Raw genomic sequence first — 6,210 nt, 5'->3', positions numbered from 1 at the left:
TAGCGCAGCTCCGGCAGGTCTCCGTCCCCCAGCCGGGCGTCCTGCCGGTACTCCCCGTGGGCGGCCAAGGGGGACCACTCCACATCCGCCTCCGTGGACCAGCCGTCATAGTCGATATCGATCAGGTCCTCCACCCGCAGGGGGATGGGATCGGCATAGACAGACCAAGTCATGCCGTGGGCGGTGTAGGTCTCCACCGGCGGATGGTCCTCCAACCAGCCGGAACCGGCATTGCGTATCATGAGGGCGAACAGACCTGTTGTCCCGCCCGCAAACATGGCGATGCAGATTCCTACGATTACCAGGAGGTTGGCCCAGGGCGGGCACCGCAGCCGTTGGAGAGCCTTCCGGGCGGCGTTGGCCAGAAAATAGACCAGTGCGAAAAACAATACCATCCCGATGGTCAGTATGACCATCCCGGTGGACCGGCTTATGGAGGCAAACAAGCCTGCAATCAGGAGTCCGGACCACATCAACACCAGAATGCCAAGTCCCCGGGCACTCCGCAGGTCCGGCAGGGGCAGCCCCGCCTCGACGGCGGCCTCGGCCCGCCGCTGCCAGCGGTGGTAGAGCAGCAGGCTTGCCAGCGTCAGCACCAGCAGCGGCAGGTAGGCTGTGGCCGCCAGTAGGGCAGTGGGGCTGGCCAGGGTGTCCACGGGATCCGTCCAAATCTGGTAGCATTGAAACGCGACTTCCAGCAGGCAGAGGAGCAGCAGCGCCAGGTAATTGCGTATCATGGGCTTTCCAATGCTCCGTCGGATGTTCTCCAGCTCCGCCGCCGGGTCGGTGTCGATGGGAACGGCCGCCGGATCCTCGCTGTAAAACACTTGTACCTGGTCGGAGCTGGCCGCCCGGTGCCACCCGGCTTGGGCGCAGTAGTCCTGAAAGGTGTCCAGCCCCGCCGCCGGAGCGGGAGAGAACCGCCCGGCCCCGGCGAAAAAGGTGACGGCGAACCGGAGCTGCTTCGGCTCTGTCCGCCGGTAGTGCCAGGACCAGGTCCCCAGCCGGTCCAGCATCCAGCCCCTGGCGGCCATGTCTGCCAGATGGTCTGTGACCCGCTTCCGGTCCAAAAAGCTGTACAGGGGCATCCACTCCCGCTTTGTGTGCTTCATGGGGCGCCTCCTTCCGATTCCATCAGCCGTTCATAATCCGCCGTCAGCTGCCGCAGCCGCCGGGCCTCTGCCTCCAGGGCTTCCCGCCCAATGGGGGTGAGCACATAGCTCCGCTTCCGGCCCTCCACCTTCGTCTCCCGGATGTACCCAGCCTGCAAAAACTGCTCCAGCAGGTTGTACAGCGTCCCCGGGCCCACCGCCACCCGGCTGCCCGTGGCCTCTGCGACCCAGGCCATCACGTCGGCGCCGCACCGCTCCTGCCGCAGGCACAGGAGAATGTAGAACATCTGCTCGGTCAGGGTCTGAAATTTTCCCCGGGCCATGGCGCTGCCGCCTCCTATTATCGAATATCGTTATTGCTTTGAGACCACTATATCATCGAATATCGATATTGTCAAGCCGGGATTCTTTAACCCGCCTGCAGTCTCTTTTCGAGATAACTGATGATGACGCAAACGCTGCCGCCTTCGCCAGGCGGCCTTGATCCGGATCAGATGATCTGATAAAAAATACAGGTTTCCCGGACGGGCAAGACCCATTCGGCGGATTGGGGAGGAGGCAAATTACATGCAGATATACTGGTGGTTTCTGATTCCTGCTTTTTTCCTTCTGATCTTTTTGGACCGGATAGACAGAGCCGTCAAGGCAAATAGAAAGCTCAGAAAAGCAATGTTGGTAATACTGGCTTTGTGTAGCGGCCTGCTGCTGGTATCTATCATGGCTGTGCTTGCATCGCGCTTTGCCTGAAATCCGAAACGGCAGGAATGGACCCTGACAGTTGGGGAACGGAAAGGAACCGCCGCATGTTCCGCTGAAATGACGGAGGATTCCCCCCCTTCTTCAAATTGTGCCGCCTCTTGCCATTCCCGGCGGGATGTGATATCCTAAACGGGCAATATCATGAAAAGAGGAGATTTCGACCATGACGTATACGTTCCGTCCCCGGGGCGTCTGCTCCCAGGAGATGCGCGTGGAGGTGGATGACGCCGGCATCATCCAGAAGATGGAGGTCCTGGGCGGCTGCAGCGGCAACCTCCAGGGGATTTCCGCCCTGGTGGTGGGGATGCCTGCCCAGGAGGCGATCCACCGTTTGAAGGGCATCCGCTGCGGTGCCAAGAGCACCTCCTGCCCAGACCAGTTCGCCTGCGGGCTGGAGTCCGCCCTGGCCAAACAGAAATAAGCCTGAGACAGGCCCTGCGGCACCTGCCGCGGGGCCTGTTGTTCAGAGTCCGTTCAGAGATCCCGCAGGCGACGAAATTCCCTGGACAAGCGATGAAAAACATGGTAAACTAAACCGTTAGCGGCGGAAGCGCCGCCAAACCAAAGAAAGACGGTTCAGACGTTTATGAAGATCGTTTTGGTCATCGACCAGTTTGACGACGCGAACAACGGCACCACCATCAGCGCACGGCGTTTTGCCCAGGCGCTGAAGAACCACGGCAACGAGGTGCGGGTCATCGCCACCGGCAAGCCCGCGGACTACAAGTACGCCGTGAGGCAGATGAGGTTCTTTCCAGTGGTGGAGCATCTCATCACCAGCCAGGGGATGCGGCTGGCCATCCCCAACCGCCATGTGTTTGAAAAGGCGGCGGCCTGGGCGGACGTGGTGCATTTCATGATGCCGTCGCCCCTGGGCATCATGGGCCTGAAGCATGTGGAAAAGCTGGGCATCCCTCACACGGCGGCCTTCCACTGCCAGCCGGAGAACATCACCTTCACCCTGCACATGGGCAACAGCAGGCGCGTCAACGACTTTGTATACAACCGCTTCCGGGATACGTTCTTCAACCGGTTCACCCACATCCACTGCCCCAGCAATATGATTGCGAACCAGCTCCGCCAACACGGCTACACCGCCCGGCTCCACGTGATCTCCAACGGCATCAGCCCGGAGTACATCTACGGCAAGCGGGAAAAGGAACCCTGGATGCAGGGCCTCTTCAATGTGCTGATGGTGGGCCGCTACGCCGGGGAAAAGCGTCAGGATGAGCTGATCGACGCCTGCGCCAAGTCCCGCCACGCCCGGGAGATCCAGGTGATCCTGGCGGGAAAGGGTCCGCTGGAGAAAAAATACCGCCGTCTGGCGGAGAAGCTCTCCAATCCCATCGTCATGGAGTTCTATGAGCCTGCCCGCCTGCTGGAGATCCTCCACATGGCGGATCTGTACGTCCACACCTCCGACGCGGAGATCGAGGCTATGAGCTGTATGGAGGCATTTGCCTGCGGCTTGGTGCCGGTGATCGCCGATTCCCCCCGGTCCGCCACGCCCCAGTTCGCCCTGGATGAGCGGAGCCTGTTCCCGGCCGGGGACACAGACGCGCTGGCCCAGCGGATCGACTGGTGGATCGAGCACCCGGAGGAGCGGCAGGCAATGGAGCGCCGCTATGCCGAACACGCTAGACAGTACTCTCTGGAGGAGTCCATCCGCCAGACGGAGGAGATGTTCCGTCAGGCCATTGCGGAGCAGCGGGGGGCGAAAGCCTAAGCGCCCGGAAAACCGAACACGCGGAAGAACCAAAGGGACGGCAGCGATTTCGCTGCCGTCCCTTTTGCGCCGCCGCGGGGCTGCTCACTCCGCGTCCGTCAGCCGCTGGACGGCCTCCTTCATGGTGGACACGAAAAAGAAGTCTTTGCCATGATTGGACTCGCGGATAAAGTCCCGCAGCGGCTTGCTGGCGTAGTGGGAGTAGTCGCCGTAAATGGCGGCCTTGAACCGGTAGTTCATCAGCTTCTGCAGGATGTCTCCCGCCACGCCGGTGCTGAGAATGAAAAAGTCGCTGCACACCAGGCGCTTGTCGATGGCCAGCCTGGACGCGCCGGTCTCATACCGGACGGACATGGCCAGGTCCAGGGCCGCACCCGCGTCCGTGATCTGCACCTTCCCGCCGGAGAGCACTGCGATGGCGCCCCGCGGGGCTTGTATGGTTTCGATATTCATCAAAATCCTCCTGACAGGGGCGGAAGGCCCGGAGGCTGCCGGAAGACCGGCTCCCTGTCCTGTCAGGGAGCCCAGCGGAACTGCGCGGTCCCCGCCCCGATTTCAAAATGGTATTTGGCAATGCCCAGGTCCACCTTGGTGTAAAAGCCGGTTCCGGCTTTCGCGGCCACGCTGCCGCCTTGAAGCGTGAAGGTAAATTTCTGCTGGTTCATGGCTGTGGGCGCCAGCAGCGCCGCCCGCACGCCCCGCTGGAACCAGTCCGGCACAGGGGAATCCGCCTTGGACACCTCTTCCGGCTGCTTGACCGGGTGTCCGGCGCCCTGGGTGGCGCCGTAGCCCACCGCGATCACCAGGCAGAGCTTCTCGCCCGGGGCGATCTGAAAGGCGGTCTTGACCTTGCTGTACGTCATGGCGACCCAGCAGGTGTTGAGACCCAGCTGCTGGGCCCGCAGTACGATCTTCTCCCCGTAGTACCCGCAGGCTTCCTCCAGGTTCGGGGACTTCTTTCCGATCAGCGCGATGTAGTTTTTTACGCCGGAGAACTTCCCGTAGTGGGCCGGAAGCCCTCCGAATCCCCTGGGCTCATCCAGAACAAGCTGGATGTGAAGCCCGCTCTCCCGGTTGCACTGGGCGATGCACGCCAGCAGTGCTTCTCTCGCCTCCGGCGCGATGGGCCGGTCCTCGTAGGAGCGGACCGCATGCCGGTGCTCCATGGCCTCGAACAAATCCATAACTGTATTCCTCCTGTGATAGCCGCAGTCAATCCTCGCCGCTCTTGTCCGGAGCGTTTCTCAGGATCTGCAGAATGTCTGCGAACAGGCGCGCTACGTTTTCGATCCCACTGTCCTGCAGGGCCAGATAGTAGAAGACGTGAGTCGCCTCTTTTCGGGCTTTTATCACACCTGTCTCCCGCAGAACCTGCAGGCGGGGGAGACAACAGGACGCGCAGCAGGTCCTGCCGCGTCTCGCCGCCAAAGGCGGTGAATCGGTTCCGGCACGGCTGGAACTCCCTCCGCAGATGTGCGGGATCTTGAGGCGTATTTTCCATGCCGCGGCCGCCTGACTCGTTCGCTGAGAATCCAGTATACCACATTCCGGCTGGGCCGGTCCATCCGGAAAAAATCGAGACCGACTTTTTCGCTGGGAGACTCCCCCCTTCACGGGACCGGGAGGCTGCCGCTGACACCTTCTGCAGTCCCTGTGCATATCCTGAGGGTGAAACGTCCGGGCCAGGCGGTCTGCCGGACCGGCGTTTGGTACGTATGGCAGGCCCCGACAGAGGAGTGATCGACCAATGGCTTATTCCGACCGGGAGCTGCTGGCGCGCCTGATCCAGTGCGAGGCGGGCGGAGAGGGTGAAGACGGCATGAAGGCGGTGGCCGGTGTTGTAATGAACCGGGTCCACGCCAAGGGCGGGGAGTATGCCCGGGTCGGGCAGGGCAGCATCCGCAATATCATCTTTCAGCCCTATCAGTTCGTCTGCGCCAGCGAGACGGAGGGCGGCGCCTACAACCCCCAGAATATCTACAACATGAGACCCGAACAGATCCACTATGACATCGCCGACTGGGCCATCGCGGGCAACCGCCTGCCGGATGTGGCGGATTCCCTGTGGTTTTACAACCCCTTCGGCCCCACCTGCCGGTCCTTCTTTCCCTCGAAGGTGGGATACTGGCAGACCCGGATCGGCGACCACTGCTTCTATAATCCCACAGACGCGTATTATCAGACTTGAGAGGTGTTGGAAATGGCACACTATCAGAATATCTACAACGGCGGAAACGGGGCGCCTCCTGTGGCGCAGGTCGCGCCCAGAATGACGGACTGGTCCGGTGAAGTCACACCCATGCCCGCCGACCCGCCCATGCCGGAGGCGCCCGGCCGCACCGTCACCAGTGCCGGCCGCCCTATGGACCGCCTGAACGCCGCGGAGGAGCAGGGCGGCCAGTCTATGGGGTCCCTGGACATGCGGAACCACCTGCCCAGCGAGGTCATCACGGACCCCATCTCCATGGAGGAAGCCTACCGGGGATCTTTGAAGGCCATGCTGAAGAAAAACGTGGGCAACTACGTGGTGGCCACCTTCCTGGTGGGCACCCAGAGCACCACCTCCTGGGAGGGGATTCTGTACGATGTGGGCAACGACTATATGACCATCTA

The 6,210-nt window shown here is 61.8% G+C and carries 10 protein-coding genes; 5 read left to right on the top strand and 5 right to left on the bottom strand.

What is annotated here, in order from left to right:
- Positions 1-1,112, bottom strand: a 1,112-nt coding sequence (locus QVE23_RS09010) for a DUF2812 domain-containing protein (protein WP_287967982.1), incomplete at its 3' end; no start/stop codon positions are given.
- The gene (locus QVE23_RS09005) at positions 1,109-1,435 is read right to left on the bottom strand and encodes a PadR family transcriptional regulator (protein ID WP_287967981.1); all 327 of its coding nucleotides are present in this window, start codon (positions 1,433-1,435) and stop codon (positions 1,109-1,111) included. The genes QVE23_RS09010 and QVE23_RS09005, both read right to left, overlap by 4 nt.
- Positions 1,436-1,679: 244 nt before the next feature.
- On the opposite strand from QVE23_RS09005, the gene QVE23_RS09000 reads away from it, so the two are divergent.
- The 3 genes from QVE23_RS09000 (at position 1,680) to QVE23_RS08990 (ending at position 3,597) form a co-directional block, all read left to right on the top strand.
- On the top strand, positions 1,680-1,859 hold the full coding sequence (locus tag QVE23_RS09000; protein ID WP_287967979.1) for a hypothetical protein: 180 nt from the start codon (positions 1,680-1,682) through the stop codon (positions 1,857-1,859).
- Positions 1,860-2,034: 175 nt separating this feature from the next.
- Positions 2,035-2,292 carry a TIGR03905 family TSCPD domain-containing protein gene (locus tag QVE23_RS08995; protein WP_021750836.1) on the top strand — a complete coding sequence of 86 codons (258 nt, stop codon included), beginning with the start codon at positions 2,035-2,037 and terminating at the stop codon, positions 2,290-2,292.
- A 165-nt stretch (positions 2,293-2,457) separates the two neighbouring features.
- The gene (locus tag QVE23_RS08990) at positions 2,458-3,597 is read left to right on the top strand and encodes a glycosyltransferase (protein WP_025545300.1); all 1,140 of its coding nucleotides are present in this window, start codon (positions 2,458-2,460) and stop codon (positions 3,595-3,597) included.
- Positions 3,598-3,681: 84 nt separating this feature from the next.
- Here QVE23_RS08990 and QVE23_RS08985 read toward each other — a convergent pair whose 3' ends face one another.
- From QVE23_RS08985 to QVE23_RS08975, 3 genes are all read right to left on the bottom strand, one after another.
- Entirely contained in the window at positions 3,682-4,050 is a 369-nt protein-coding gene (locus QVE23_RS08985; protein ID WP_025545301.1) for a DUF4180 domain-containing protein, read from the bottom strand.
- A 62-nt stretch (positions 4,051-4,112) separates the two neighbouring features.
- The gene (locus QVE23_RS08980) at positions 4,113-4,781 is read right to left on the bottom strand and encodes a nitroreductase family protein (protein ID WP_287967976.1); all 669 of its coding nucleotides are present in this window, start codon (positions 4,779-4,781) and stop codon (positions 4,113-4,115) included.
- A gap of 28 nt (positions 4,782-4,809) precedes the next feature.
- Entirely contained in the window at positions 4,810-4,950 is a 141-nt protein-coding gene (locus tag QVE23_RS08975) for a hypothetical protein (RefSeq protein ID WP_155979402.1), read from the bottom strand.
- Between the two features lie 394 nt (positions 4,951-5,344).
- Between QVE23_RS08975 and QVE23_RS08970 the strand changes: the two genes are divergently transcribed.
- Both QVE23_RS08970 and QVE23_RS11040 read left to right on the top strand, forming a co-directional pair.
- Positions 5,345-5,785 carry a cell wall hydrolase gene (locus QVE23_RS08970; RefSeq protein ID WP_021750831.1) on the top strand — a complete coding sequence of 147 codons (441 nt, stop codon included), beginning with the start codon at positions 5,345-5,347 and terminating at the stop codon, positions 5,783-5,785.
- A gap of 12 nt (positions 5,786-5,797) precedes the next feature.
- Positions 5,798-6,210: hypothetical protein (locus QVE23_RS11040; protein ID WP_502919088.1), on the top strand; the 413-nt coding region annotated here is incomplete at its 3' end.

Source organism: Oscillibacter sp. KLE 1728 (genome assembly GCF_934833455.1).
In the GTDB taxonomy this organism is placed as follows: domain Bacteria; phylum Bacillota; class Clostridia; order Oscillospirales; family Oscillospiraceae; genus Oscillibacter; species Oscillibacter welbionis.
This window is presented reverse-complemented; position numbering and strand designations above follow the sequence as displayed.